25 protein-coding genes and 1 tRNA gene are annotated in these 24,825 nt (G+C 70.0%); 10 read left to right on the top strand and 16 right to left on the bottom strand.

The genetic code is table 11. The features are described from left to right. The first annotated feature begins 5 nt into the window (after nt 1-5). Nucleotides 6-413, top strand: a complete 408-nt coding sequence (gene mscL / locus AB0M56_RS30490) for a large-conductance mechanosensitive channel protein MscL (RefSeq protein ID WP_364182117.1) — start codon at nt 6-8, stop codon at nt 411-413. Between the two features lie 3 nt (nt 414-416). Here mscL and AB0M56_RS30495 read toward each other — a convergent pair whose 3' ends face one another. Together AB0M56_RS30495 and AB0M56_RS30500 are read right to left on the bottom strand one after the other, a co-directional pair. Further along, a complete protein-coding gene (locus tag AB0M56_RS30495; protein ID WP_285972276.1) occupies nt 417-584 on the bottom strand; it encodes a hypothetical protein in 168 nt (55 codons plus the stop codon). A gap of 102 nt (nt 585-686) precedes the next feature. Continuing rightward, complete coding sequence (locus AB0M56_RS30500; RefSeq protein WP_328604492.1) at nt 687-1,187, bottom strand: MogA/MoaB family molybdenum cofactor biosynthesis protein; 501 nt, start codon at nt 1,185-1,187, stop codon at nt 687-689. 122 nt (nt 1,188-1,309) lie between these two features. On the opposite strand from AB0M56_RS30500, the gene AB0M56_RS30505 reads away from it, so the two are divergent. Continuing rightward, the gene (locus AB0M56_RS30505) at nt 1,310-2,371 is read left to right on the top strand and encodes an NAD-dependent epimerase/dehydratase family protein (protein WP_364182121.1); all 1,062 of its coding nucleotides are present in this window, start codon (nt 1,310-1,312) and stop codon (nt 2,369-2,371) included. Nucleotides 2,372-2,436: 65 nt separating this feature from the next. Next, the gene (locus AB0M56_RS30510) at nt 2,437-3,273 is read left to right on the top strand and encodes an MBL fold metallo-hydrolase (protein WP_364182123.1); all 837 of its coding nucleotides are present in this window, start codon (nt 2,437-2,439) and stop codon (nt 3,271-3,273) included. 27 nt (nt 3,274-3,300) lie between these two features. Here AB0M56_RS30510 and AB0M56_RS30515 read toward each other — a convergent pair whose 3' ends face one another. Genes AB0M56_RS30515 through AB0M56_RS30525 form a run of 3 tightly spaced genes read right to left on the bottom strand, consistent with a single transcriptional unit; the run spans nt 3,301 to nt 6,478 of the window. Beyond that, a complete protein-coding gene (locus tag AB0M56_RS30515; protein ID WP_220244412.1) occupies nt 3,301-4,362 on the bottom strand; it encodes a HAMP domain-containing sensor histidine kinase in 1,062 nt (353 codons plus the stop codon). Next, entirely contained in the window at nt 4,359-5,060 is a 702-nt protein-coding gene (locus AB0M56_RS30520) for a response regulator transcription factor (protein WP_220244413.1), read from the bottom strand. The genes AB0M56_RS30515 and AB0M56_RS30520 overlap by 4 nt, the downstream gene beginning before the upstream one ends. An 8-nt stretch (nt 5,061-5,068) precedes the next feature. Beyond that, nucleotides 5,069-6,478: a hypothetical protein gene (locus AB0M56_RS30525; protein WP_364182128.1), complete on the bottom strand. Its 1,410-nt coding sequence runs from the start codon at nt 6,476-6,478 to the stop codon at nt 5,069-5,071. Nucleotides 6,479-6,622: 144 nt separating this feature from the next. Here AB0M56_RS30525 and AB0M56_RS30530 point away from each other — a divergent pair, with 144 nt between their 5' ends. From AB0M56_RS30530 to AB0M56_RS30550, 5 genes are all read left to right on the top strand, one after another. After that, on the top strand, nt 6,623-7,282 hold the full coding sequence (locus tag AB0M56_RS30530) for a glycosyltransferase family 2 protein (RefSeq protein WP_364182131.1): 660 nt from the start codon (nt 6,623-6,625) through the stop codon (nt 7,280-7,282). Next, on the top strand, nt 7,279-7,962 hold the full coding sequence (locus AB0M56_RS30535; RefSeq protein ID WP_364182134.1) for a DUF2064 domain-containing protein: 684 nt from the start codon (nt 7,279-7,281) through the stop codon (nt 7,960-7,962). Before AB0M56_RS30530 ends, AB0M56_RS30535 begins: the two co-directional genes overlap by 4 nt. Continuing rightward, nucleotides 7,959-8,588, top strand: coding sequence for a class I SAM-dependent methyltransferase (locus AB0M56_RS30540; protein ID WP_364182136.1), 630 nt, complete (start codon nt 7,959-7,961; stop codon nt 8,586-8,588). Before AB0M56_RS30535 ends, AB0M56_RS30540 begins: the two co-directional genes overlap by 4 nt. A 254-nt stretch (nt 8,589-8,842) precedes the next feature. Then, nucleotides 8,843-10,009, top strand: coding sequence for a molybdopterin-dependent oxidoreductase (locus AB0M56_RS30545; RefSeq protein ID WP_364182309.1), 1,167 nt, complete (start codon nt 8,843-8,845; stop codon nt 10,007-10,009). Further along, entirely contained in the window at nt 10,006-10,461 is a 456-nt protein-coding gene (locus tag AB0M56_RS30550; protein ID WP_364182139.1) for a hypothetical protein, read from the top strand. The genes AB0M56_RS30545 and AB0M56_RS30550 overlap by 4 nt, the downstream gene beginning before the upstream one ends. Nucleotides 10,462-10,992: 531 nt before the next feature. Here AB0M56_RS30550 and AB0M56_RS30555 read toward each other — a convergent pair. The 7 genes from AB0M56_RS30555 to AB0M56_RS30585 form a co-directional block, all read right to left on the bottom strand. Then, nucleotides 10,993-12,408, bottom strand: coding sequence for a trypsin-like peptidase domain-containing protein (locus AB0M56_RS30555; protein WP_364182142.1), 1,416 nt, complete (start codon nt 12,406-12,408; stop codon nt 10,993-10,995). 79 nt (nt 12,409-12,487) lie between these two features. After that, the gene (gene galT, locus AB0M56_RS30560) at nt 12,488-13,570 is read right to left on the bottom strand and encodes a galactose-1-phosphate uridylyltransferase (RefSeq protein WP_364182145.1); all 1,083 of its coding nucleotides are present in this window, start codon (nt 13,568-13,570) and stop codon (nt 12,488-12,490) included. After that, nucleotides 13,567-14,367: a DeoR/GlpR family DNA-binding transcription regulator gene (locus AB0M56_RS30565; RefSeq protein ID WP_364182146.1), complete on the bottom strand. Its 801-nt coding sequence runs from the start codon at nt 14,365-14,367 to the stop codon at nt 13,567-13,569. The genes galT and AB0M56_RS30565 overlap by 4 nt, the downstream gene beginning before the upstream one ends. Before the next feature lie 104 nt (nt 14,368-14,471). Beyond that, entirely contained in the window at nt 14,472-15,902 is a 1,431-nt protein-coding gene (locus AB0M56_RS30570; protein WP_364182149.1) for a HAMP domain-containing sensor histidine kinase, read from the bottom strand. Then, the gene (locus tag AB0M56_RS30575; protein WP_220244423.1) at nt 15,899-16,591 is read right to left on the bottom strand and encodes a response regulator transcription factor; all 693 of its coding nucleotides are present in this window, start codon (nt 16,589-16,591) and stop codon (nt 15,899-15,901) included. Before AB0M56_RS30575 ends, AB0M56_RS30570 begins: the two co-directional genes overlap by 4 nt. Nucleotides 16,592-16,643: 52 nt before the next feature. Further along, complete coding sequence (locus tag AB0M56_RS30580; protein ID WP_364182150.1) at nt 16,644-17,264, bottom strand: trimeric intracellular cation channel family protein; 621 nt, start codon at nt 17,262-17,264, stop codon at nt 16,644-16,646. A gap of 3 nt (nt 17,265-17,267) precedes the next feature. Further along, nucleotides 17,268-17,921 (bottom strand): response regulator transcription factor, encoded by a 654-nt coding sequence (locus AB0M56_RS30585; protein ID WP_220244425.1) that lies wholly within the window; start codon nt 17,919-17,921, stop codon nt 17,268-17,270. A 403-nt stretch (nt 17,922-18,324) separates the two neighbouring features. On the opposite strand from AB0M56_RS30585, the gene rph reads away from it, so the two are divergent. After that, nucleotides 18,325-20,922, top strand: a complete 2,598-nt coding sequence (gene rph, locus AB0M56_RS30590; protein ID WP_364182152.1) for a rifamycin-inactivating phosphotransferase — start codon at nt 18,325-18,327, stop codon at nt 20,920-20,922. Nucleotides 20,923-20,970: 48 nt separating this feature from the next. On the opposite strand, the gene AB0M56_RS30595 is transcribed toward rph, so the two are convergent. Further along, the gene (locus AB0M56_RS30595) at nt 20,971-21,441 is read right to left on the bottom strand and encodes a DUF4190 domain-containing protein (protein ID WP_364182155.1); all 471 of its coding nucleotides are present in this window, start codon (nt 21,439-21,441) and stop codon (nt 20,971-20,973) included. Between the two features lie 281 nt (nt 21,442-21,722). On the opposite strand from AB0M56_RS30595, the gene AB0M56_RS30600 reads away from it, so the two are divergent. Further along, nucleotides 21,723-21,795 (top strand) — tRNA-Arg (locus AB0M56_RS30600). A 544-nt stretch (nt 21,796-22,339) separates the two neighbouring features. Here AB0M56_RS30600 and AB0M56_RS30605 read toward each other — a convergent pair. The 3 genes from AB0M56_RS30605 to AB0M56_RS30615 form a co-directional block, all read right to left on the bottom strand. After that, entirely contained in the window at nt 22,340-23,275 is a 936-nt protein-coding gene (locus AB0M56_RS30605) for a hypothetical protein (protein WP_364182158.1), read from the bottom strand. 712 nt (nt 23,276-23,987) lie between these two features. Further along, a complete protein-coding gene (locus AB0M56_RS30610) occupies nt 23,988-24,314 on the bottom strand; it encodes a transcriptional regulator (RefSeq protein WP_364182161.1) in 327 nt (108 codons plus the stop codon). A gap of 4 nt (nt 24,315-24,318) precedes the next feature. Then, on the bottom strand, nt 24,319-24,786 hold the full coding sequence (locus tag AB0M56_RS30615) for a hypothetical protein (RefSeq protein ID WP_364182163.1): 468 nt from the start codon (nt 24,784-24,786) through the stop codon (nt 24,319-24,321). Nucleotides 24,787-24,825: the final 39 nt, after the last annotated feature.

Below are 24,825 nucleotides of genomic sequence, written 5' to 3' on the forward strand. Positions count from 1 at the left end.
GGCACATGCTGAAGGGCTTCAAAGACTTCCTGATGCGCGGAAACGTCGTGGACCTCGCGGTCGCGGTCGTGATCGGCGCCGCGTTCACCGCGATCGTCACCGCGTTCACCACGGGTCTGATCAAGCCGCTGATCAACGCGATCGGGGGCAGCGACGCCGCTCAGGGTCTCGGCTTCTACATCTTCGAGTCGAACAAGGGCACGTTCCTGGACTTCGGCTCGGTGATCAACGCGGCGATCAACTTCGTGATCGTCGCCGCGATCGTGTACTTCCTGTTCGTGCTGCCGGTGAAGCACCTGCAGGAGCGCCGCAAGCGCGGTCAGGAGCCGGGTCCGGCGGAGCCCACCGATGTCGAGCTGCTCAAGGAGATCCGCGACCTGCTGCGCGCGCAGACCACCAGGTCGGGCGACTGAGGGTCAGCGGTCGTGGTGCGGTGGCCGGTTCTCCAAGTACCAGGAGTCAGGGGTGTCCCCGCTCAGGCCTCGCTCGTCCGAGGTGGTCTCGGGCAGCACGTCACCGAAGATCTCGTCGACCCGGCGGCGCTCGGCCGCGGTGTCGGAGGGACGGGGTTCTTCGCGTGGCATGACCCCATCGTCCCACTCGCTGTTTGACAACTGCACAGAGAGACGCGAATCGCCTGGCCCTCGTGGTGACGGGCCAGGCGCGGCGGCCGGTACGAGAGGGGTTCAGACCTCTTCGAGGCCGGAGAGCTCGTCGATCACGTGTGGCACGAGCGACGACAGGGTGGCCATGCCGTCGCGCACCGCGGCGCGCGAGCCGGCGAGGTTGACCACCAGCGTGCTGCCCGAGACGCCCGCGAGGCCCCGGGAGATGCCGGCATCGACCGCGCCCGCGGCAAGGCCGGAGGCGCGCAGCGCCTCGCCGATGCCCGGGATCGGCCGGTCGAGCACGCCGGCCGTGGCGTCGGGCGTGCGGTCGCGCGGCGAAACGCCGGTGCCGCCGACGGTGATCACGAGGTCGGCACCGCCGATCACCGCGGTGTTGAGCGCGTTGCGGATGCCGGCGGTCTCGGCCTCGACCACCACGACGCCGTCGACTATGAAGCCGGCCTCTTCGAGCAGCTCGGTGACGAGCGGTCCGGTGTTGTCCTCGTGCTCCCCGTGGGCGACCCGGTCGTCCACGATCACCACGAGGGCCCGGCCCAGCCGCTGTGCGCTCCGTTCCATGCCGACACCGTATCCGGTGACGGCACCCGCCCGCCGCCGTGGGCGGGTGATTCCTGACGATTCGGTGACGTGGTCCGGTTGAACCGGGCGTGGTCCGGTCCGCGCGCCCTAGCGTCGGCAGGGTGCGAGTACTGATCACCGGTGGAGCCGGGTTCATCGGGTCCCACGTCGCGGACCAATTGGCCGACGCGGGCGACGAGGTCGTGGTGCTGGACACCCTCCTGCCCACTGCCCACGGCACGGCCACGCCGCCGGAGTACACGGGCCGCCACCGGTTCGTGCGCGGCGACGTCACGGACCCGGACGAGGTCGCCGAGTTGCTTGTCGGCGTCGATGCGGTGTGCCACCAGGCGGCCGTCGTCGGGCACGGCGTGGATCCGTCGGACGCGCCGTCGTACGCGCTGAACAACGACTACGGCACAGCGGTGCTGCTCGCCGGGATGCACGCGGCCGGCGTCCGCAAGCTCGTGCTGGCCTCGTCGATGGTGGTCTACGGCGAGGGCCGCTACTCGTGCCCGCGCCACGGGATCGTGCCGCCTTCGCCACGGCGGCAGTCCGATGTGGACGCCGGCCGTTTCGAGCCCACGTGCGGTGACTGTGACGTGGAGCTGCACTGGCAACTTGTGCCCGAAGGTGCACCACTTCTGCCCAGAAGTACCTACGCCGCAACGAAACTGGCGCAGGAGCACCTCGCCGGCGCGTGGGCGCGCCAAACAGGCAGCACGGTATGGGCGTTGCGTTACCACAACGTATACGGCCCGCGAATGCCGCAGAACACGCCGTACGCAGGGGTGGCGTCGCTGTTCCGTTCGTCGCTCGAGCGCGGTGAGGCGCCGACCGTGCTGGAGGACGGGCGGCAGCAACGGGATTTCGTCCACGTCCACGACGTCGCGCGCATCAACGCCATGGCGCTGCACGCCGAAGGGCCGAGCGGGGACATCACGCCGCTGAACGTCTGCTCGGGTGATCCGCACACGGTGGGCGACCTCGCGCGAGAACTGGCGCGTGCGTACGGCGGACCGGAGCCGCGCATCGTCGGCGGCGCGCGGCCCGCGGACGTCCGGCACGTGGTCGCCGATCCCGCTCTGGCCAGGAAATTGCTGGGGTTCACGGCGGAAACGACGTTCGAGGACGGCATCACCTCGTTCGCCACGGCGGAGTTGCGCGCGCCCGTCGGCGCCTGAGACGCGCTTGAGATGAAGGTCACTTCCCGGAATTATTTCCGGGCACTGTGATCTTGGTCGTGTGCATGCGGTCCATCGAGGTGGGGAACATCGAGATCCATGCGCTGGCCGACGGCCGGATCCGGCTGCCGGCGCCGTTCTTCCCGGGACTCGACGCGGGGAGGCATCCCGGCGCGTTCGCGGAAGACGGCACCGTCCACGTGCCCACCGGTGCGTTCCTCGTCCGCGGCAACGGCCGGACGATCCTCGTCGACGCGGGGCTCGGCCCGCGTGAGATCGAGTTCCCGGAGGGCCTGCGGCCCGACGACGGCGACATGGGCGCGGGCGGCGGCCTGCCCGTCGCGCTCGCCGAGGCCGGGTGCTCGCCGGCCGACATCGACACGGTTCTGTTGACGCACTTGCATTCCGACCACGTCGGTTGGCTGGCGCCGCTGGGGAAGCCGTACTTCCCGAACGCCACGGTGCTCTACGGCGTGCAGGACTGGGCCGCGCTCGTCGAGCCGGTCGGGCGCCACGACTGGACGCGGATCGGCCTGGAAACCGTGCGCAGCCACGGACACCTGCGCGCGCTGAACGGGGACGCGGAGATCGCGCCGGGTGTCACCGCGCGGCACGCGCCCGGGCACACGCCGGGCCACTACGTCGTGGACATCACCGCGGACGACCGTCGCGTGGTGCTGCTCGGCGACGTGCTCCACACACCGGCGCAGCTGGTCGACTCGAACATCCGGTTCATCAGCGACAGCGATCCGTCGCTCGCGCTGCTCACGCGCCAGCAGTGGCTGCGCCAGGTCGCGGGCACCGACACGATCGTCGCGCCCGCGCACTTCCCGGGGATGCAGTTCTTCCGCGTGACCGCGGACCGGGTGGCGGAGCCGGTGGAGGCTGTCACCGTCGGCTGATCGCGCGCGTCCACTGTGGCCGGTCGGTCACACGGACGCGGCAACCTTGGCCAGCGGCAGCCGGACCTCGAACCGGCAGCCGGGGCCGTGGTTGTGCACGCCGATGTGACCGCTGTGGGCTTCCACGAGGCCCTTGGCGATCGCCAGGCCGAGGCCACCACCGGAGGTCGTGCCGCTGCGGTCGGGGGTGCGGGCCTGGGTGCCGCGGAAGGCGACGTCGAAGACCCGGCCGATCTCGTCGTCCGGGATTCCGCCGCAGGAGTCGTCGACGGCGAGGATGGCCTGATCGCCGTCGATGTCGAGCTGCACGGCGACCGTGCCGTCCGGCGGGGTGTGGCGGATGGCGTTGGAGACGAGGTTCCGCACGATCCGCGCGAGCTCCGGGTCGCTGCCGGACACGACCGGCCAGGCCTCGGCGTTTTCCAGCACTCGCACGCGTTTGCGCTCGGCCACGGGTGACTGCGCGGCGACCGCGTCGCTCACGACGTCGCGCAGCGGCACGGCGGACATGGTGAGTTCGAGCGCGCCCGCGGTGATGCGGGAGAGCTCGAACAGGTCGCCCACCATGCCCGAGAGCCGGGTGGTCTCGCCGCTGATGCGCTGGGCGTAGTCGGCGACCTCGTGACGTTCGGAGACCACGCCGTCGGCCAGCGCCTCGGCCATGGCCTGGATGCCGGCGAGCGGGCTGCGCAGGTCGTGGCTGATCCAGGCGACGAGCTCGCGCCGGGACGCTTCGGCGGCGCGTTCGCGTTCGCGCGCCTCGCGCTCCCATACGCTGCGGCGCGCGATCACGCGGCCGAGCACGATCGCGGCGGGCACCGTGACGAGGGCGACGAGCAGGCAGACGAGCAGCTCCGTCATCAGAGCCTCGGTGAACATGAAGCCGCTGATGCCGATGACGCCGACGAGCAGGGCGATCACGGGGATGAGTACCAGCACCGTCATCGTGGTGGCAAGCGAGCGGTTGCGCAGCTTGTAGAGCACCAGCCCGCCCACCGCGGCCACCGGAAGCGCGAACAGGAGCGCGAACGGCAGGATGTGCAGGACGTGGGTGAGCATGTCCAGGGCGGATTCACCGGTGTTGATCATGACTGCTCCCGGTCGTAGCGGTAGCCGACGCCCCAGACGGTGGCGACCCGCGTCGGCTTGGCCGGGTCGCGTTCGATCTTTTCGCGCAGCCGTCGCACGTGGACGGTCACCGTGGACTGGTCGCCGAAGTCCCAGCCCCACACCTTCTCGAGCAGGTCGGCGCGGGAGAAGGCCACTCCGGGGTGGCCGAGGAAGAACGCGAGCAGGTCGAACTCGCGTGTGGTCAACGGCAGCTCGGCGCCGCCGAGGGTGGCCTGGCGGGCGGTCATCTGCAGGCGCAGGTCGCCGTCGACGAGCTCAGGCGCGGGAGGCGCGGCGCGCGGCATGCGGGCGCGGCGCAGCACCGAGGCCACGCGCAGCGCCAGCTCCTTGGGGCTGAAGGGTTTGGTGACGTAATCGTCGGCGCCCAGCTGGAGGCCCGCAATGCGGTTCTCCTCCTCGCCGAGGGCGGTGAGCATCACGATGGGTACGTGGCTCACCTGGCGCAGGCGGCGGCAGACCTCGAGGCCGTTGATGCCCGGCATCATCACGTCGAGCACCACCAGGTCGGGGTCGCGTTCGGCGAACAGCGCGAGGCCCGCGGCGCCGTCACCCGCGACGTCGACCGTGAAACCGGCGACTTCGAGGTAGCGGCGGACGACGTCGCGCACCGTCTCGTCGTCGTCGACCACGAGCACGCGCCCGGCCTGGTCCTCCATGCCTCACCTCACCAGCTCGTCAGAAGAAGATGGTTGACCGCCAAGGCGGTCACTGCCTGCCCGGCCAGCCACCAGCGGCGGCCGGGTGCGGGCAACAGGGCCGTCATCGGCAGCAGCCACGCGCCGAACGGTAACCAGATGCGTTCCACCTCCGCCTTCGACAGGCCGGACACGTCGGCGAACACGATCGTGACCACGGCGGCGATGCCGAGCAGCAGCACCGGGTCGCGCAGCAGGCCGCGGCGCGACTCGGGCAGGAACGCCCCCGTGACCCCGCGGCGAGCGGCGGCCACCACCGCCGGGCCGGCAGCGACGGCGACGGCGGCCAGGTCGGCCCACACCCAGTACGAGTATGGCCGAAGCGTGGCGATGCCCTGGTAGTAGCGCTCGACAACGAGGTGGTAACCGTCGAGCCACCAGAAGCCGGCCAGCGCGAAGGCGGCCACCACGCCCAGTGCGCCGACCACGGCGAGGGCGGCGGCGCGCCACTGGCGGCCGAGCACGGCGACAGCGAGCGCGACGAGGCCGAGCAGCACGAGGCCGTAGGAGAGAAAGGCGCCGTAGCCGAGGAGCACGCCCGAGGCCAGCGCGGTCGGCACGGCGTAGCGGCGGGCGTGGGTGAAGCCGACGGCGGCCAGGGCGAGCAGGGCGATGCCGGTGGCCGTGACGCCGGCGAATAGGCCGTCGGCGGAGACGCCCAGCCACACCGCGCCCGGCGAGAGCACGGCGAAGGGCAGCACGGCGCGGGCGGCGCTCTGGCGGCCGAGGAGGGCGACGGTGGCCGGCACGGCGACGGCGATGAGCGCGGCAACCAGGACCACGGCCGTGGAGGCCCAGGCGCCGCCGTGCAGGCCCAGATGGTCGAGCCAGACGAACACCAGCGTCGCGCCCGGCGGGTGGCCAGAGACGTGCGTGGTCCACGAGTTCGGCTGGAAGTCGAGGATGCGGGAGCTGAACTCGCGCAGGAAACGCGGGATGTCCGTGATGCCGGGCACCTCGTGGAGGTACTCCTGCGGGGTGGTCAGGCGGCCGGTGAAGCCGCGCGACCAGCCGTCGATCATGGCGAGGGAGAAGATCCAGGCGAGTGACGTCGCGTACCCGGCGGCGAGGGCCCGTCGCCAGGACAGCCGGGCCGCGACCGCGGGGCCCCACAGGACCACGGCGGCCGCGACCAGCACGGCGAACACCGAGCCCGGGCCCACGTGGGGCAGCCAGTGGGCGAAGATCGGCGCGGTGGGCGCGTAGATCACCACGCCGGAGTTCGGACGGTTGTAATAGACCCCGACGGCGGCCGCGGCGGCGACCAGCACGAGGGCGGCGCCGACCGCGATCACGTCGCCGCGCGTGTCGGCACGGCGGGGCTCGGGTGGTGGCGCGGGCGGCTCGGCGAGCCGGGCAGCCGAAGTCGACTCGCTCATCGACCGCACGATAACCCCGGCCGAGGTGTCTCACGGGCCTGGAAGGGGCAGCTGTGAGAACTCGGTAAGAACTGGCCACGCGTCATGATTCGGTAAGCACCGCAAGGGTTCTCGACCGTCCTTTACGGACCTACCGTACGCCGTGTGAGCGATCTTCAGGTAGACGTCGTGCTCCCGTGCCTCGACGAGGCGGGCGCGCTGCCCGGTGTGCTGGCCGCGCTGCCGGCGGGATTCCGCGCGATCGTGGTGGACAACGGCTCGTCGGACGGCTCGCCCGACGTGGCGGCCGCGCTAGGCGCGAAGGTGGTGGACGAGCCCCGCCGCGGGTACGGCGCGGCCGTGCACACCGGGCTCGAGGCCGCGACGGCGGACATCGTGTGCTTCGCCGACGCCGACGGCTCCCTCGACCTCGGTGACCTGCCGCGCCTGGTGGCCGCGGTGGAAGGCGGCGCCGACCTCGCGGTGGGGCGCCGGGTGCCGACGCACGCGGGTGTGTGGCCGTGGCACGCGCGGGCGGGCAATGCCGTGCTCTCGCTGTTGCTGCGCAGCCGGGGGCTGCCCGTACGGGACATCGCGCCGCTGCGGGCGGTGCGGCGGGACGCGTTGCTGGGGCTGGGCGTCACCGATCGCGCCTTCGGTTATCCGCTGGAGCTGCTGATCCGTGCGCAACGCGCGGGCTGGCGGGTGCGGGAGTTCGACGTGACCTACGGGGAGCGCGCGAAGGGCACGAAGTCGAAGGTGTCCGGGTCGGTGCGGGGCACGCTGCGCGCCGTCCGCGACTTCGGGCGGGTGCTGGCCCGATGACCTCCCGGTTCTGCGTGCTCGTGGTCGCCAAGGCGCCCGTGCCCGGCTTCGCGAAGACCCGCCTGTGCCCGCCGGCGACGGCGCGGCAGGCCGCGGAAATCGCCGCGGCGGCGTTGCTCGACACGCTCGACGCGGTGTGCGCGACGCCGGGCGCGCTGCCCGTGGTCGCGATGACCGGTGATCTCGGCTCGGCCGCGCGCGGAAGCGAGATCGGCCGGTCGCTGCGGCGGGCGACGGTGATCGCCCAGCGCGGCTGGGACTTCGGGGCGCGGCTGGCCAACGCACACGCCGACACAGCGTCGGTGCACGCCGCGCTGCCGGTGCTGCAGATCGGCATGGACACACCGCAGGTGACGCCGGAGCTGCTGGGCGCGTCGATCGAGCCCGTGCTGCACGGGGTGCACGACGCGGTGCTGGGGCCGGCCGAAGACGGCGGTTGGTGGGGGCTCGGGCTCAGGGACCCGCACCACGCGCAGGTGCTGGCGGGCGTGCCGATGTCGCAAGAGGACACGGGCGTTCGCACGCTTCGGGCGCTGGCCGCGGTCGGCCTGGTGGCCGGGCCGCTGCCAGAGCTGTCCGATGTGGACACAATGGGTGACGCCGTGCGAGTGGCCGCGGAGGCGCCACGCGGGCGGTTCGCGGTGGCCGTGCGCGCGGTCGAAGGACGGGAAGTGGCGTGAGAAAACTGAGTACCGGCACGGAGTTCGACCGCGGGCTGCTGGGGCAGCACTGCTGGCTGGAGCTCGCCAACGGCGACCGGGTCGACCTGCCCGTCGACCGCTGGACCGACGGGTGCGACCTGGGCGACACCGTGCTGCTCGACGCGTGCGACGGCCCGACGCTCGACATCGGCTGCGGCCCAGGCCGGCTCACGGCGGCGCTGGCGAAGCGCGGTGTGGTGGCGCTGGGAGTGGACAGCTCGCCCACGGCCGTGCGGCTGACGCAGGAGCGGGGCGCGGTGGCGTTGCGGCGCGACGTCTTCCAGCCACTGCCCGGCGAGGGGCGCTGGCACCACGCGTTGCTGGCCGACGGGAACATCGGCATCGGGGGCGACCCGCGCTTGCTGCTGGACCGGATGCGGGAGCTGATCGCGCCCGACGGGGACGTGCTGGTGGAACTGGAGCCGCCGGGGCGGGGCATACGGCGGGAGGCGGTGCGGCTGCTGCCGGGCTCGTCCGGGCCGTGGTTCGGCTGGGCGTGGGTCGGGGCCGACGCGATCGCGGAAGTCGCCATGCGCGCGGGATTCCGCGTGGACTGGACCACGAGCCGGGGCCACCGCTGGTTCGCAAGGCTGGAGCGGGCATGACCGAAGAGAAGCCCACCGGCCGGGGTTTGGCCGACGAAACTCCCGCGGACGAGGCACGAGCCGAGGGCGCCGTAAATACCGCAGTAGAACCCGAGCCGTCACGGGAACACCGGCTCGGCGCGGCGTGGAGGCGCTTCGACGTGCGCGTGTCCGAGGCGCAGGTGCGGTTCGGCGAGCGGGCCGCACAGGCGCGGGCGGGTGCTGCGCGCGCGAAAGTCCGTGCGGAGCACGCGAAAGCGCGCGTCGACGAGCGGATCGAGAAGCTGCCGATCCCGCGTGAGGAGCAGTTCAAAGGCGGGGCGCACGGCGAGCGCGTGACGGCGCGGATCGGCTCGCTGCTGGGGCTGGCGTTCCTCATCTGCTTCGTCACGGGCCTGCTCAGCCACCTGATCCAGCACCCGCCGGAGTGGTTCTTCTGGCCCAGCCGTCCGGTGTGGCTCTACCGCGTGACACAGGGCGCGCACGTGATCTCGGGCATTGCGGCGATCCCGTTGCTGCTGGCGAAGCTGTGGAGCGTCTTCCCGAAGCTGTTCGAGCGGCCGTTGGTGAAGTCGTTGCCGCACGCGCTGGAGCGGGTGTCGATCCTGGTGCTGTCGGGGTCGGCGTTCTTCGAGCTGAGCTCGGGGTTGCTGAACGTCGCGCAGAACTACCCGTGGAACTTCTACTTCCCGGAAGTGCACTACGCGGTGGCGTGGGTGGCGATCGGGTCGGTGGTGGTGCATGTGGCGGTCAAGCTGCCGATCGTGCGGCGGGCGCTGACCCGCGAGACCGAGCCGGAAGCTCAGCCCGAGGAACAGCCGGCGAAGAAAATCGAGAAAAAGCCGGTCTACGGGTTCACCCGCCGCGGTTTCCTGCGGACCACTTGGATCGCGACGGGTGTGGCGGTGCTGTCCACCGCGGGCGCGACGGTGCCGTGGCTGAAGGACGTCTCCGGGCTGTCGTGGAAGACCGACAAGGGCCTGCAGAAGCTGCCGGTGAACCGCACGGCCGTCGCGGCGCGCGTCACGCGGACGGCGGTCGATCCGAGCTGGCGGCTGTCGGTGGTGACGCGGGGCGGGACGAAGCAGTTCACGCTGGCCGACCTGCGAGCGCTGCCCCAGGTGAGCGCGGACCTGCCGATCGCGTGCGTCGAGGGCTGGAGCCAGATGGCGAGCTGGCGCGGGATCTCCTTCCCGACGCTGCTGCGCGCGGTCGGGGCCGAGCCGGGCGCGGAAGTGCGTGTGTCGTCGCTCGACAAGACCGGCCTGTACGGCGCCAGCACGCTCCCGGGCGAGCACACGGCCGACGACCTGACCCTGCTGGCGCTGGAACTCAACGGCGAAGTGCTCGACGTCGACCACGGCTATCCGTGCCGTGTGATCGCGCCAAGCCGCCCGGGCGTGCTCCAGACGAAGTGGGTCGAAAAGCTGGAGGTGCTGTGAAGGTCATCCGGATCCTGCTCGCGCTCATGGGCCTGGCGGCGCTGGGCTTCGGCGCGTCGCTGTTCGTCGACTACGCAGCGCCCGCGTGGCCGGAGAGCTTCAAGACCGTGCTGTGGATCGGCGGCGGCCCGATCGTGAACGACGCTGTGTTCGCGCCCGTGGCGGGCGTCCTCGGGCTGCTGCTTTCGCGTGTGCTGCCCACGGCGTGGCGGGCACCGGTTCAGGTGGGCGCGGTGCTGACGGCCGTGCTCGGGTTCATCGCGTTCCCGTTGCTGTGGCGCACGTACGGCGTCATCCCCAAGCCGGGCCTGCACGACGGCAACACGTGGGCGGGGCTGCTGCTGACGCTGGCGGTGGTGTGGGCCGTCGTGCTCCTCACCGGGGCGGCCCGCATGGTGCTCGCGCACCGGAAGCCGCGTCGCCCCGCGGCGAAGAGCGTTGCCGCGCAATAACCCCGAGAAGACGCCGAAGACCTCTCCGTACCGCCTCCGACTCGGTACGGAGAGGTCTCCGTGCGGGGTGTGAGGTGCCCACCGGTTGCGCGGGCTAAACATCGATTGCCGACTAATTTTCCTTACCGGGCAAAGACCCTGGTCACAGTCCTGGGAACCACCGAGCAATCTTCCGGACAACGCAGCCGGCCACACCTGACGCGCCCACGAGCCCGGTCCCTCCATGCCGCACGAGGCGACCGAACGGCGAGACGGCCGAGGAATCGGCGAGCCGCCAAGCGCACCCGGCCCGCGGCGACCCTGGCCCGGCTCGCGAGTTGCCGTCGCGAGCAGCCGTTGCTGAGCGTCGGCGGCAACCTTCGACCGCCGCGAGGCCGTGGGAGCGCGAAACGGCGAGCCGAACTCCCAGCAACGCAGACGGCCACGCGCGACCGGCATCGAGTGCCCGGTCGCGCGTGGCCTTCAAGGGTCCGGCCCCTGCCCAGGGGGTCGAGCCGTGGTTGGTCTCGGTCGCGCCCGGCGACCGAGCGATCAGTTGGCCGGTACGGGCTGGCCGCCGAGGGTCACCTGCAGGGTGCGGCCGTCGGAGAGGGTGAACGTCGCCTTCTCGTCGGGGGCGCGGGTGCGGATGGCCGCGATGAGCGTGTCGGCGCTGTCGATGGTGCGGTCGTCGATCTTCGTGACGATGTCGCCCGACTTGAGGCCGGCCTTCTCGGCGGGGCTGCCCGGCGTGATGTCGCCGAGCTGAGCGCCGCCCTGCGGGGCGTCGGCGACCTTGGCGCCGATGAACGTCTGCGTGGCGTGGCCGGTCTTGATGATGTCGTTGGCCGTGCGGCGTGCCTGGTCGATCGGGATGGCGAAACCGATGCCGACGTTGCCGCCCTGCGCCTGGCCGCCCTGGCCACCCTGCCCGCTGTTCGGGCTGTAGATGGCGGAGTTGATGCCGATGACCTGGCCGTTCATGTTGGCGAGCGGGCCACCGGAGTTGCCGGGGTTGATCGCGGCGTCGGTCTGGATGGCGTCCATGACCGTGGTCTGGTCGGTCTCGTCGCCGCCGGCCTGCACCGGCCGGTGCAGGGAGCTGACGATGCCGGAGGTGACGGTGCCGCTGAGCTCGAACGGCGAGCCGATGGCGACCACCGGCTGGCCGACGCGCAGGTCGTCGGACCGGCCGAGCTCGACCGGGGTCAGGCCGCTGACGTTGTTGACCTTCACCACGGCGATGTCGGTCGTCGGGTCGCGCCCGACCACGCTCGCGGCGGCCTTCTTGCCGTCCTGGAACACGGCCTGGATCTGGCCGCCGTTGGCGGCGACCTCGACCACGTGGTTGTTGGTGAGGATGTAGCCGTCGGTGCTGAGCACGAACCCGGAGCCCTCGCCCGCGGCCGTGCGGCCGGAAACCTGCAGCTCGACGACGCTCGGCGACAGCTTCTGCGCGACGGACTCGATGGATCCGGCCGGTGCGTTGCCCGTCTGCTGCGCGGGCTTCGGCTGGTCGAGCGCGTTGACCGACGGGCCGGACGAGCCGCCCGTGAGGTAGCCGACGGTGCCGCCCGCCACGCCGCCGATCACGAGCGCGATCGCAGCGACGGCCGCGAGCAGCTTGCCCGGGCCTGACTTCTTGGGCGCGGGCGCCGGGGGAACGCTGTAGGTCCCTGGGGCGGCGTACTGCTGCTGCGTCGTGCCACCAGTGGGCGGGTACGGGTTGTTGTAGCCCATCGGACCGGTCTGCGCGCCCTGCGCGGACCACGGGTTCGGCGTGGCGTACCCGGGGTTCTGCTGCTGCGCCTGCTCGCTGTACGTGGGCTGCTCACCGGACGCGGGCGCGGGTGGCGCGCCGGGGGCGGTGGGCTGGCTCCAGGCCGCCTGACCCTCGGTGCCCGGCTGGGCACCCGGGTTCTGGCGACCCGCCGCGGAGTCGTGCGCGTGGGGGTCGTTCTCGGTCATGTCCTCACCTAAGCGGCCGGGCCTGAGAGGTTCCTGAGCCGAACCTGTGTTTCGGAGATGAGTATGCCGCGCCCGGTACTCAGCCCGCCGCGCGAAGGCGCTCCGCGATCTGCTCGGGCGTCGCGTCGTTGATCCACACGGCCATGCCGGACTCGGAACCCGCGAGGTACTTGAGCTTGTCCTTGGCCCGCAACACCGAGAACAGCTCGAGGTGCAGCCACGCCAGGTCGCGGTCGCGGCGCACGGGTGCCTGGTGCCACGCGGCGATGTAGGGCAACGGGCGGTCGTACAGCGCGTCGCAGCGGCGCAGCACGTCGAGGTACACGCGGGCGAAGTCGTCGCGCTCGTCGTCGGTGAGCGCGGGAATGTCGGGCACCTGGCGGTGTGGCACGACCTGGATGTGCACCGGCCAGCGCGCGGCCGGCGGCACGAACGCCGTCCAGTGCTCACCTTCCACGAGCACGCGCGCGCCGGACTTCTGCTCGGCCGCCAGCACATCGCCCATCACCGCGCGGCCGTGTTCTTCGCGGTATGCGCGCGCGACGTCGAGCATCCGCTCGGTTTTGGGCGTGACGAAGGGGTAGCCGTAGATCTGGCCGTGGGGGTGCGAGAGCGTCACGCCGATCTCTTCGCCGCGGTTTTCGAACGGATAGACCTGCTCGACGCCCGGGGTCTCACCCAGTGCGAGCGTGCGGTCGGCCCAGGCGTCCACGACGAGGCGCACGCGTTCGGGGCTCAGCTGGGAGAACGAGCCGCCGTGGTCGCTGGAGAAGCACACGACCTCGCAGCGCGCGCGGCCCGGCGCCGTCGGCACGAGGCCGAGCTCGTCCACAGTGGACGGATCGCCGTGCGCGTTCTGGGAGAAGGACGGGAACCGGTTCTCGAACACGACCACGTCATAGTCGGGCTCCGGGATCTCCGTGGGGCGTCCCGGCGTCGTCGGATCGAGCGGGCACAGGTCGGCCGGCGGCTTGTACGTGCGCGTCTGCCGGTGCGCGGCCATGGCGACCCACTCGCGGGTCAGCGGGTCGAGGCGGATCTCCGACGCCGCGGCCACCGGCGGGAGGTCGCGGGTGTCCTCGGCGGTGCGCTCGTGGTCGCCGTCGTGGTCGAAGTAGATGATCTCCCGGCCGTCGGCCAGGTGTCGCAAGGTGCGTTTCACGCGTCTTCTGCCTCGAGGTTCTCCGCCGTTTCGGCGATCATCAGTTCTCCGACCCGCTCGGCGAGGCTCTCCCTCGCCGAGTCGGGAAGTCCGTCGTCGGTCACCACCACGTGGGCCTCTTCGAGGTCGGCGATCGTGGAGATGCCGACGGTGCCCCACTTCGTGTGGTCGGCGAGCACCACCAGCCGCCGGCCGGCCTCGACGAGCGCGCGGTCGGTCTCGCTCTCGGTGAGGTTCGGGGTGGTGAACCCGGCGCCCTCGGCCATGCCGTGCACGCCGAGGAAAACGAGGTCCAGGTGCAGCGAACGCAGGCTGTGCACGGCGACCGGGCCGACGAGCGCGTCGGACGGTGTGCGCACGCCGCCGGTGAGCACCACCGTGCGGTCGGGTTGCGTGGACGCGCGCAGCACGTCGGCGACCTGGATGGAGTTGGTGACGATCGTCAGCCCCGGGATGGGATCGAGCGCGCGGGCCAGCGTCCACGTGGTGGTTCCGGCGGACAGGCCGATCGCGGTGCCGGGCTTGACCAGGCCGGCGGCGAGCTCGGCAATGGCCTCTTTCTGGGCGCGCTGGCGCACGGACTTCGCCTCGAAGCCGGGCTCGTCGGTACTCTTGCCGACCACCGACGTCGCGCCGCCGTAGACCTTCTCGACCAGGCCGCGGCCGGCGAGCACGTCGAGGTCGCGGCGCACCGTCATGTCGGACACGCCGAGCCGCGCGACGAGGTCACTGACCCGGACCGCACCGGTCCGGCGTGCCTCCTCGAGGATCACCGCCTGTCGCTGACGTGCGAGCACCACCACTCCTCAAACACGAACCATCAACCACACAAAATCCTACACGATTAAACATGTGGTGTGCGGGACGTGCTTCGCGGGGCGTCCCCCGGACGGGCGAGGAGTCAGCCGGGAGCGCCCGGCAGCCGGATCGTGAGCAGCGCCCCACCTCCCGGGGCGTGCATGGCGTAGACCGCGCCGCCGTGACGTTCGGCGGCCTGCTTCACGATCGACAGGCCGAGGCCGGAACCCGGCAGCGTACGGGCTTCAGAGGAGCGGTAGAAGCGGTCGAACACCTTGGGCAGGTCCTCCTCGGCGATGCCCGGGCCGGAGTCGGCGACCTCGACCACGGCCGTGCCGTCGCCGAGGGGCCGCAGCATCACCCGCACGCGCGAACCGGACGGCGAGAACTTGACGGCGTTGTCCAGCAGGTTGAGCACGGCCCGTTCGAGGGAGCTGTTGTCGCCGGTGAGGACCCACGGCTGCAGGTCCACTTCAAACTCGATGTCCCCGGCGCGGCGGCGGGCGCGGTCGAGCGCGCGCTCGACGACGTCGACCAGCTCGACGCGTTCGGTCTGCTCGCGCGGCTCGTCCTGGCGGGCGAGCTCCACGAGGTCGCCGATGAGCTGGGTGAGCTCGTCGAGCTGCCCGCGGATGTCGGCCTCGATGTCGGCGCGGTCCTCCTCCGGCAGCGATCGGGCGCCCGGCCGGCTGGCTGAGAGCAGCAGCTCCAGGTTGGTGCGCAAGGAAGTCAGCGGCGTCCGTAGCTCATGGCCGGCGTCGGCGACGAGCTGGCGTTGCCGTTCTTGGGAATCGGCGACCGTGCCGAGCATCGTGTTGAAGCTCTGGGTGAGGCGGGCGAGCTCGTCGTCACCGCTCACGGGGATCGGCCGCAGGTCGCCGGTGGCGGCGACGCGCTCGGCGGCCGACGTCAGCCGGTCGACCGGCCGCAGCCCGGTGCGCGCGACGGCCGTGCCGGCGCCCGCGGCGACCACGATCCCGGCGCCGCCCACGAGGAAGAGGACGACGGCCAGCTCATTGAGCGTGCGTTTCGTCGGCTCCATCGACTGTGCGAGAACCATGGCCTCGCCGTGCCCGGACGGCAGCGCGACCACGCGCGTGTCCGTGGATACGTCGGTGCGCAGCGAGCGCGGCGACTCACCCGTGGCCACCGCCAGCTCCAACGGCCCGTACGGCGGCGGCGAGCCGGCCTGCGGGTAGATCAGCTTGTTGCTGTACGCGTTGAGCTGGCCGATCTGCAGGTCGGCGCTCGCCAGGAACGCGCCGGGCACCTGTTCGAGCTGCGTCTGCACCGGCGGCGAGTTCACGGCCGCTTGGGCGCGCGCGAGCAGATTGTCGTCGAGCTGCTGGTAGAGGTTGCTCGACACGATCATGTACGCGCCCAGCGACACGAGCGCCACGGCGCCGGCCACGCAGGCGGCGGCCAGCAGCGTCACGCGGCCGCGCAGCGAGAAGCGGCGCGTGCCCCAGCGGTCGCCGCGCGGGTCGCTGACGTCGACGGTCGGAACGGCGGTGCTCGGGGGGGCGTCGGTCACGGCGGGGTTTCGCGCAGGACGTAGCCCACTCCCCGCACCGTGTGGATCAGCCTCGGTTCGTTGCCGGCTTCCGTCTTTCGACGCAAATAGCCGACGTAGACCTCCAGCGCGTTGCCCGACGTCGGGAAGTCGTAACCCCATACTTCCTCCAGAATCCTTCCGCGGGTCAGCACGTGCTTGGGGTACGAGAGGAACAACTCGAGCAGCGCGAACTCGGTACGGGTGAGGCTGATCTCGCGGCCGCCGCGGCGGACTTCGCGAGTGCCGGGGTCCAGCGTGAGGTCGGCGAAAGACAGCACCTCGCTCGTCTCGCCCTGCTGGGGGTCCGGCACGGCGCGGCGCAGCAGGGCGCGCAGGCGGGCCAGCAGTTCTTCGAGGGCGAACGGTTTGGGCAGGTAGTCGTCGGCGCCGGCGTCGAGGCCGGAGACCCGGTCGGAGACGGTGTCGCGGGCGGTCAGCACGAGAATGGGCAGGTCGTCGCCGGTGCTGCGCAGGCGGCGGGCCACCTCGAGCCCGTCGAGGCGCGGCATCATCACGTCCAGCACCATCGCGTCCGGCCGGTTGGCGATGATCGTCTCCAGGGCCTGCGCACCGTCGCTGGCGAGCTCGACGGTGTACCCGTTGAACTCCAGGGACCGCCTGAGCGACTCACGGACGGCTCGATCGTCGTCCACCACAAGGATGCGCATGACGTCAGTCTTACGCAGAGTGCTGAGACCCGCCTAAGAACACACGCAGAACTCACAAAGAGTCGGTATCACCAGGCCTGGCCACGGGCGCGTTCCAGTGCCGCCACAGAGCCACCAGCCGAATCGTTACCACCACGGCCGCCGCGACGACCGTGACTGCGCCCGACGGCAGTGGCAGAGCGTGACCGATCGCGACGAGCACCGCCCCGGCGAGCGCGGCGACGGCGTAGATCTCCTTGCGGAGGACCAACGGGATCTCCCGCAGCAGCAGGTCACGCAGTGCGCCGCCACCGATGCCGCTGGTCATGCCGATCAAGCACGCGGCGTAGGCGGTGGCGCCGGCGTTGAGCGCGATCGTCGTGCCGGCCGTCGCGAAGACGCCCAGGCCCAGCGCGTCGGCGAGCAGCACCGCGCGCCTCAGCCGCGCGACCTGGGGGTGGAACGCGAACACGACGAGCGCCGTCGCCGCGCAGACGGCGAGGTACGGCCAGTTCCGCAACGTCGTGGGCGGGTGGATGCCGAGCAAGACGTCGCGGATGATGCCGCCGCCCAGCGCCGTGGTGAGGCCGACGACGATCACGCCGAACACGTCGAGGCGCGCCCGGACGGCGGCCAGCGCCCCGGACGCCGCGAACGCCACCAGCCCGAGCAGCTCGAGCGCGGTCAGGACCATCCGCTACTGGTCGAGCAGCCCGCCGCGGTAGGCCAGCAGCGCGGCCTGCACGCGGTTGGCGGCGCCGATCTTGGAGAGCACCGCGGACACGTACCCCTTCACCGTGGCCTCCGACAGGTGCAGCCGCCCGCCGATCTCCGCATTGGAGAGCCCCTGCCCGATCAGCGCGACGACCTCGCGCTCGCGTTCGGACAGACTCGCGAGGAGCTTGCGCGCCGGTTGCGCGGCCCGCTGCTCGTCGCGATGGGACTGGACCATGCGCGCCGCCACGCCCGGGTCCAGCACGGCGCCGCCTTTGGCCAGGTCGCGGATGGCGCGCAGGAGAGCCGACGGGTCGATGTCCTTCAGCAGGAAGCCATTGGCTCCGAGCCGCAGCGCGAGGCTCACGTACTCGTCGATGTCGAACGTCGTCAGCATCGCGACCATCGGCGGGTCCGGCAGCGCGAGGATGGCCCGCAGCGCGCGGATCCCGTCGTCGGGCGCCCGCATCTTGATGTCGAGCAACGCCACGTCGGGGTGGTAGCGCCGCGCCACCTCCACCGCGGATCTGCCGTCGCTCGCCTCACCCACGATCTCGATGTCCGCGGCCCCGGACATCATGGCGCGCAGGCCCGAACGAACCAGTTCCTCGTCGTCCGCGAACATGAGCTTGATCAACGAAGCCCTCCGGCAGCCGGTGGTCGAAGCGGTTCCCCGCTTCCCGTTAAGGAAGATTACCTACTGTTGTTCAAGGTTTCGAAACCAGACACGACCAGGTGACGCGACTGGTCCGGCCGGGTCCCTGATCGTGCTGGTCCCCGCCTACCGGGGTCACCCACACGGGCCACGCCATCGGTCGGGCGCGCAGGTGGTTCCGGACCCGCGGCCACCCGGCTTGCGAGGTGGGCGTCCGGACTCGACAGAAAAGGCAGAAAGAGTGATCACTCTTCCTGCCACTCCCAACGTATAGCGCACCCCCGGCCTTGCGGCAAGACCCCGGTGGTCCTGCAAAATCGTCGGCTCGGCCGGAATTCGCGGAGCTCTTCGCGCCGGCGACCATCGAAGTACGGGGGAACCAATAGTGAGCGGGACCGAGCTCGTGCTGGATTTCCGGGAGATCGACCGGGACCAGGTCGACCTCGTCGGGGGCAAGGGCGCACATCTGGGGGAGCTTTCACGGATCGACGGCGTCCGGGTACCGCCCGGGTACTGCGTGACGACGCACGCTTTCCGCCGGGTGCTGGCGGGCGTACCGGACCTCGGCCGCGGTCTGGACCGCTTGGCCCGGCTGGACCCCGACGACCGGGGCAAGATCGCCACGCTGAGCGGCGAGGTGCGCGAGGCCGTTGCCACGGCCGCGATTCCGGACGACCTCGCGGCGGCCTTGCTCGCGCCGCTGAGCCGGCTGGACGAAAGCGCGGCCTACGCCGTGCGTTCCAGCGCGACGGCCGAAGACCTGCCGACGGCCTCGTTCGCCGGCCAGCAGGACACGTACCTCAACGTTGTCGGGCCGGCGGCGGTCCTCGAGCACATCCGGCTGTGCTGGGCCTCGCTGTTCACCGACCGGGCCGTGACCTACCGGCTGCGCAATGGTTTCGACCACCGCCGGGTCCTTATGGCCGTGGTGGTTCAGCGGATGGTGCTGTCGGAGGCGTCCGGGATCCTGTTCACGGCCGACCCCATCACGTCGAACCGGAAGGTCACGACCATCGACGCGGGTTTCGGGCTCGGCGAGGCGCTCGTTTCCGGGCTGGTGAACGCCGACAGCTACCGGGTGCGCGAAGGGGAAATCGTCGAGAAGACGGTGTCGGCCAAGCAGCTCGCCATCCACGCGTTGCCCGGCGGCGGCACCCGGGAGGACGCACTCGCCCCAGAAGTGCAGGAACGGCCGGCGCTGACCGACGAGCAGGTGCTGGAGTTGGAGCGGCTCGGCCGCCGGATCGAGGCGCACTTCGGCCGGCCCCAGGACATCGAGTGGTGCCTGGCCGACGGTGAGTTCCAGGTCGTGCAGAGCCGACCGATCACCACGCTGTTCCCGATCCCGCCCGCCGTCGACGACGGCAATCACGTCTACCTCTCGGTCGGGCACCAGCAGATGATGACCGACGCGATGCGGCCGCTCGGGCTGTCCGTGTGGCAGCTGACCACGCCACGGCCCATGGCGGAGGCGGGAAGCCGGCTGTTCGTCGACGCGACCCCGGGCCTCGCGACGAAGGCCGGGCGCGCCGGGTACCTGGAGATGATGGGGGCGTCGGACCCGCTGATGCGCGACGCGCTGCAGACGGTGCTCGACCGGGGTTTCCTGCCGGAGCCGACCGACGGCGGCGCCGCCCCGCTGCCGTTCGGCGTCGCACCCGAGCCGATCGAGGCGGACCCCGCGATCGCCCGCGGGCTGATCGCGGAGAGCAAGGCGTCGCTGGCCGCGCTGGAGCGTGACATCCGCGAGAAACGCGGCGCGGAGTTGTTCGACTTCATCCTCGCGGATCTGCAGGAACTGCGGCGCCTGTTGTTCAATCCGCGCAGCCACCAGGCGATCATGGCCGGAATGGACGCGACGACGTGGCTGAACAAGCAGCTGCGCGAATGGCTGGCCGAGGAGAACGCCGCCGACACGCTTTCGCAGTCCGCGCCCGATAACGTCTCGTCGGAAATGGGCCTCGCCCTGCTGGACGTCGCCGACGTCGTCCGCCCCCACGCGGAAGTGGTGGCGTTTCTCCGGACCGTGCGGGACGAGGGCTTCCTGGACGAACTGCCCGCGCTGCCGGGCGGAAGTGAAGCGCGAGAGGCGATCCGGGGCTATCTGGACACCTACGGCATGCGTTGTGTCGGCGAAATCGACATCACGCGGCCACGGTGGAGCGAACGGCCCAGCACGCTGCTGCCCGTGCTGCTCGGCAACGTCGACAACTTCGAACCCGGCGCGGCGCGACGGCGCTTCGACCAAGGGCTGCGGGAAGCCGCGCAGAAAGAACAGGAACTGCTGGAGCGTTTGCGGGTTCTGCCCGACGGCGCGCGGAAAGCCGAAGAGACCAAGGCGATGATCAACCGGCTGCGCACCTTCGTCGGCTACCGCGAATACCCCAAGTACGGGATGATCAGCCGCTATTTCCAGTACAAGAAGGCGCTGCTGGCCGAGGCCGAGCGGCTCGTGGCGGCCGGCGTGCTCGATGCTCCGGAGGACATCTACTCGCTGCGGTTCCAGGAACTGCACGAGGTCGCGCGCACCGGAGTCGCCGACGTCGACCTCATCCGGCGACGCACGGAACAGTTCGCGGCGGACCAGGCGCTCACCCCGCAGCGGGTGCTCACCTCCGAGGGCGAGACCGTCTCCGGGAGCTACCGACGTTCGGACGCACCCGCCGGCGCACTGCCCGGCCTGCCGGTGTCCGCCGGGATCGTCGAGGGCCGCGCCCGCGTCGTCCTGGACCTCGCCGAGGCCGACCTGGACACGGGCGACATCCTCGTGACTGCCTACACCGACCCCAGCTGGTCACCGGTGTTCGTCACCATCGCCGGCCTGATCACGGAGGTGGGCGGCCTGATGACCCACGGCGCGGTGGTCGCCCGCGAATACGGCCTGCCCGCCGTCGTCGGCGTCAACCAGGCCACGCGGCTGATCCGAGACGGGCAGCGGATCCGCGTGAACGGCACCAACGGCTACGTCGAGTTCCTCGACTGACGCCTGGCCGTCGGGGATCACCCGATCCCCGACGGCCCTACGGCTTGATCAGCGGTTCTGCACGTTGTCGCTGAACTGCTGCCGGCAGCTCTGGATCTGGGACTGGTCGGTGCCCGCCTTCTGCAGGCAGTCCTGCAGGTCGCCGATCTGGCTGCCGAACGTCGCGAAGATCGAGCCGACCAGGATGGCGAGCAGCAAGCCGATGACCAGGCCGATGCTGCCGGTGACGATGCCGGCGATGGAGGCGCCCTTGTTCGTCGCCTGTCCGCGGTTGGCGCGCTTCACGCCGAGGATGCCGAAGACCAGCGCGAGGACGCCGAGGATGATGCCGCCCCACACCGTCCAGCACAGGACGAGGGCGATGATGCCCAGCACGAGGGCCGTGACGCCGAACCCGTTGCGCGGCGCGCCCACGGGCTGCTGCTGCCCGTAACCGGCGCCAACCGGCGGCGCGGCGAACGGGGCGCTCTGGCCGGCCGGGTACTGCTGGTACTGCTCAGGGTTGTCGGGCGTGCTCACGTGCTTCCTTTCAACGATGGGAACCGGAACTTTACGACCCGGCGCACGCCTTATCGGGCGGATGGCCTGATCGTTACCAATCGTGCGTATGTTGTTTGACCTGGTCGCCCGGAACCCGTCACGGTCTCCCCTGCGGGTCGGCCCCGAGCAGCCACCAGATCTGGTCCCCGGTGCGCCGGTTCCCCGCCGATCGGGTCCCCCGCCTGGCCGACGCCACCTGTCAGGCAGGTAGGTGCTTGTCAGAGTGTCCGGGACCGGTAAGCTGCTGGCTGACTACACATGCCCTCGTAGCTCAGGGGATAGAGCACCGCTCTCCTAAAGCGGGTGTCGCAGGTTCGAATCCTGCCGGGGGCACAAAACCCCTGGTCGGAGATGCGACCAGGGGTTTCGTGATTCACCGGCCCATGCTTAACCCTCGCAGTGACCACAGCCTACGAACGGCTCATCAACGCTGGCTATACCGACCGGCTCATCCAAACGTCCTGAGCCCGGCGACGGCGTGGGCCGTGTGTTCAGAGTTTCTTTTCTTGTTCAAGGCGGCCCCTCCGGGGCCGCGCCGCTATCGGCCGGCACGCGCGGGGCCCGCCTCCGGCACCCCACGCGACCGGCCGGCGGCTGCACCGGGGCCGACGACAAGAAGAAAGAAGATGTCCTCGCCGGACGGGCAGGTCTCCGAGATGGTCGAGAAGCGCAGGCACGTCACGTTCGTGAGTGACCTGTCGCCATCTCGCCGACCTCCCCGAGGGCTATCACGCCGAGTCAAGGGGGCAGTTCGGACGGCACGCTCCGGACCGCACGAAGGGGCCCCCTTGACACGGCATGATCGGGCTACGCCAGGTCGACGAGATGGCGAAGAGGCCACCCACTTGCCGGTATCCACCAAACAAAATAAGCCGATTCAGGCACTTTCGCTCCTGTCGCTAAAAGGCGGCCCTGTCCTCACTTCCGCAAGCCACGGGAACAAGGCAAGAATTCCATCCCCTACTGACTCAGCAGTTATCAATCGGCCCAACTCAAAGCCCTTGTCAGTCAGTTCCAACATGGTTGACATCTCTTCTTTATCACTGAGTCTGACCCGCCCAGCCGGCTTAGCTAGCCCATTAGACCTAAGTTCATCGATTCCAGCATGTCCTTCGTCGACAATGAGCTGACCAGATAAACTGCCCCCACCCTTCATGTAGCGTCTAACCATCCTGGCGAGCAACATAGCCGCGTCTGTGCTTAGCCTACCTAGGCCATCGCGTTCGAGGTGGCGAATAACAGAAGCCGTCGGCGCTTCCTTAAGCCTTTGCCGCCTTGTACGCCACGCTAAGCGTGAATCAGATACGACATTCATATCGACGCTTCGCGGAGAGTGGTTAACCTCTCGTTTCACGTCGGTCAGCGCAGACCGCATCTCCTGAAGGAACGATTCGAATACCTCAGAAGAATTAGAGCCCGGACTTTCGGCCGCACTCTCCGATTCACGCGTTACATCGAGCATCTTGTCTAGAAGCTTATTGAATTGTCCATTGAGGGTTTCGTTTGTTGCCTGAGTCCTAGCTCGCAGCTCACTCAGTATCGATTTAGTTTCAGAGTTGATTTCCAATGTTGACTTACTCTGCTCGGTGGCGGCCGCTGTCTGCGCTACAAATATCATAATCTGAATCGCAAAAGCCAGAATTGCGAGAACTAAAGCCACCGTGGAGAGAGTGTCAATATCTTTAATACTGACGACCGTAATTAAGACTCCGAGGCAGCCAACGCCGGCCAGTGCGCCCACAAGACCAATGGTCTTCCACTTTATCAACAACCGGCCATCGCCGTTCGCGCCTGGCAAATCACCGTTCGGCATTACTGTGTCAACCCTCCCGATCGCCTCATTGCAGCTACCCGTGACAGTCGTTGATCTCCAGGCCGACACATCCTGTTACGAATGAAGTCGGATCGTTACCAACCCCATCAATGGTCGGGTCGACCGAACCAGCGCCAGCACCTTCAGCAGGTACCGAGCGGCCACGTGCGACGCGCTAATCTCTAGGTAGTAGGGCTGCGCCAGCACGTACCGCTCGCAACGACCAACGACGACCGAGCCCCCGCAGGTCAGCCAGCATCTTGGTCGTATCCCCCGTGGTCCCAGCAGTGCCGAATAAGGTCAAGTGTCCGTCCGGTCAAGGCGGAAGCCGGCCGCCACGTGGCCAGCGCACCTGCCCATGCTTTACCCTCGCCAAACAACAGCCAATGACCGGCAAGGCTGCCCGGCAATGTCCGATTGCTTTTGCGAACATGCCCGGTAGTGACCCACATTGATCACCAACGCCCAACGTCGCACACCATGATCCACAAAAGCGGGTGTCGCAGGTTCGAATCCTGCCGGGGGCACACGATTCGGCGATCTGTGTCCGCGGAGAGCGCGGACCTTGATCGTGTGTTGAGTTTTTTTGGGGGCCGAGCCCCCAGGCCCCCGCCGGGGGCGAGCCCCCGGACCCCCAAGGTGGTTGGGTTGGGTTGGGGCGGTGGCAGCCGTGCGCCCCAGGATCTGCTGCCGCCTTCGCGGTCGGCTCGGTTCAGGGGGACTGCGTTTCGCGAGAATGAAGGGCGCCGTCCGCGCGGGCTTTCTCGGCGATGGACTGGAGGGCGGAGATGTGGTCGGCGAGGGTGGTGCGACCGACGGGGGTGAGGTTGAGCCAGGTGCGCGGCCGCTTGCCGACGTAGCCTTTGCGGACTTCGACGTAGTCGTTCTTGGACAGTGTGGTGACCTGTTTGGACAGTGCGGAATCGGAGAGCTGCACCGAGTCCCGGACGAATCCGAACTCGGCCCATTCCGCGGCGGCGAGCAGGGAGACGATGGCCAGTCTGGTGGGATCCAGCAGGAGCTGGTCGAAGTCGGCCACCGGTTCAGTACCTCTCCTGCCGGCGCAGCAGCCACAGCTTGAACGCGGGGTCCAGGAACACGATGTAGAGCCCGGTCAGCGCGCCGTAGTAGACCTTGCTGTGCGGCAGATCGAGCGTTCCGGTGACCACGGCGACGGCGATCCCGATGCCGAGGATGGGCGCGATGCGCAGCAGGCGCGCGGCGACGGACAAGCTCCGGTCCGACACCAGCACCGGGCGGCCGAGCAAGGTGCCGCCCGACCGGGTGGTCAGGCCGAGGGCCAGTGCGACGACGAGCCCCAAAATCGCCCAGCCCACCCAGGTTTGCGCGGGCGGGAGCAGGTCACTGGCCGCGCAGCCGAGGAAGACGGCCACGCCGACGGTGATCGACAGCCACCGGGAGCCCGCGATGGAGGCGATCACCTGCTCGCGGCTCTCGTGGATCGAGCGAAGCGCTGCCACCGCCTCGTCCGGTGTGGGTTCGTTCACCATTGCCGCGCCATTGTCGGTTCTGTCCACTTCACGTTCCGC

It is taken from the genome of Amycolatopsis sp. NPDC051372 (genome assembly GCF_040682095.1).
Taxonomy (GTDB): Bacteria; Actinomycetota; Actinomycetes; order Mycobacteriales; family Pseudonocardiaceae; genus Amycolatopsis.